The following is a 1,962-nucleotide window of genomic DNA, read 5'->3' as shown; positions in this document are numbered from 1 at the left end:
CCCCACCCGGTCGCTATGCGACCGCCCTCCCCGTGCCGGGGCGGGAGATGCGACGCCCTTAGGGCTGGGGCGAGGTGGTGGTCACCGTGGCCACGTCGGGAGACGGAGCCGGCTGGGGCGCGGGGGCCTGGATGATCACCGGCTGGCTGGCGCGGGCCATTTCAGTCCGGGCTTCGGCGGCGGCGCGGATCGCGTCGGCCTGGGCGCGGGCGGCCTCCGAGCGCGCGATATCGACGCTCTGCTGGGCCCCGTTGATCTGGCTCTGCAGCACGGCCTGATCGGCCTGGGCCTGGGCGGCCAGGGCATCGGCCCGCGCCTGGGCGAGCTCGATTTCGGTCTGGTCATCCCGGCCGCCGTTCGACAGCAGGAAGAAGATAGCGATCAGGGCGACGACGGCCAGGCCGCCTGCGATCCACCAGCCGGTGTTGGACTCGCGCTGGACCACCACGGTCTCGGTGTAGACGGGCTCAGAGACGACGATACGCTCGACGGGGGGCGGCTGGTTGGGATCGTACTGGGTCACGGGCTCGTCCTTGTTGAACCCCGTCAACGGCCCCGCTTGGTGGTTGTTCCGCTCAGCCCACCCGACGCAGGACGAGCGCGCTCCAGGCGTCGCGGCGGATGCGGCTCTCGAGCCGGAAGCCGCGCGACAGGTAGGCCGCCGTCACGCGACGCTCCTGCGTTCGGAGCAGACCCGACAGCACCGCCACCCCGCCGATCCGAAGCGCCAGCTTGATGTCCTGCGACAGGGCCACCAGCGGCGGGGCCAGGATGTTGGCGAAGACGAGATCATACGGGGCCTCAGCCCGGATGCGACGGTCGTCCAGGCCCGAGGCGTGGAAGAAGCGGCACTTGGCGCGGTTCAGGCTCGCGTTCTCGTTGGCGATGCGCACCGAGACCGGGTCAATGTCGGTGCCGACCGCGACGCGGCTGCCGGTCCGCGCCGCCGCGATGGCCAGGACGCCCGTGCCGCAGCCAACGTCCAGCACCCGCTCGAACCGCTCGCGCTTCAGCAGATCGTCGAAGGCCAGCAGACAGCCTGTCGTCGTGCCGTGATGGCCGGTGCCGAAAGCGGCGCCCGCCTCGATCCGCAGGTTCACCGTCGACGCCGGCGCCCGGCCGCGATCATGCGCGCCATAGACAAAGAAGCGGCCGGCACGCACCGGCGGCAGGCCCGACAGCGACATGGCCAGCCAGTCGGCGTCGGCCAGTTCCTCGGTCGTGACGACCAGATCGCCGTGGTCGGCCAGCACGGCGCGAAGGCCGTCCGCCTCCTCGTCCGAGGTTGGGAAGGCGTCGATGCGCCAGATCCCGCGATCCTCGTCCTCCTCCAGGATGGAGTAGGTCGCGCCCTCCAGCAGCGGGGTCATGTCGATGGCGGAGGCGGCGGCTTCGGCGACCGCGCGGGGGCCTCGGGCGATGATCTGGACCGGGTTTTGGGACATTCAGGAAACCTCGCTATCATCGCGAATCGATACAACCACGAACGCGCCCGGCTCCTGCCCATCCGGTCGTGTCGCTTTCAACCGAGGGGTCGGGGAATACATGGCCAAGTCACCGTCTACTGCCGCGTCCAAGACATCCGCCGCTTCCAAGCCGAAACCGGCTACGAAGTCGACCGCGAAATCCGCGACCACCGCCGCCAAGGCTCCGGCCACCAAGGCCGCGACGGCGGCGAAGACGGCTCCGGCCAAGACCACAGCGACCAAGGCCCCGGCTGCCAAGGCCGCTGCGAAGGCCGCGCCCGTGGCCAAGACGACGGCGGCCGCCAAAGCTGCTCCCGCAGTGAAGGCCACCACCAAGGCCCCGGCCGCCAAGACATCGGTCAAGGCCGCGCCGGCCCCGAAGGCCGCCGCCGCCGCCAAGGCCCCTGTCGCCAAGGCGGCTGCGAAGCCTGCCGCAAAGTCGACGGCCAAACCGGCCGTGAAGGCCGCGCCGAAAACGGCCGCCGCCAAGGCCGCC

Annotated in this window: 3 protein-coding genes; 1 reads left to right on the top strand and 2 read right to left on the bottom strand. The window is 71.0% G+C overall.

The window, feature by feature from the left end; translation table 11 throughout:
• Positions 1-58: 58 nt before the first annotated feature.
• Both IP78_RS14360 and IP78_RS14355 read right to left on the bottom strand, forming a co-directional pair.
• Complete coding sequence (locus IP78_RS14360; RefSeq protein WP_156320442.1) at positions 59-523, bottom strand: hypothetical protein; 465 nt, start codon at positions 521-523, stop codon at positions 59-61.
• Between the two features lie 52 nt (positions 524-575).
• A complete protein-coding gene (locus tag IP78_RS14355) occupies positions 576-1,445 on the bottom strand; it encodes a 50S ribosomal protein L11 methyltransferase (RefSeq protein ID WP_054112345.1) in 870 nt (289 codons plus the stop codon).
• A 100-nt stretch (positions 1,446-1,545) separates the two neighbouring features.
• On the opposite strand from IP78_RS14355, the gene IP78_RS15410 reads away from it, so the two are divergent.
• Positions 1,546-1,962, top strand: a 417-nt coding sequence (locus IP78_RS15410; RefSeq protein ID WP_197272475.1) for a hypothetical protein, incomplete at its 3' end; no start/stop codon positions are given.

Source organism: Brevundimonas sp. AAP58 (assembly GCF_001295975.1).
Lineage (GTDB): Bacteria > Pseudomonadota > Alphaproteobacteria > Caulobacterales > Caulobacteraceae > Brevundimonas.
The sequence above is the reverse complement of the archived record's forward strand: the minus strand, read 5'-3'. Positions and strand labels throughout refer to the sequence as shown.

Bases quoted from the DNA above. Each gene is read 5' to 3' on its own strand.
- IP78_RS14355 (WP_054112345.1), bottom strand. From the start codon at position 1,445: ATGTCCCAAAACCCGGTCCAGATCATCGCCCGAGGCCCCCGCGCGGTC.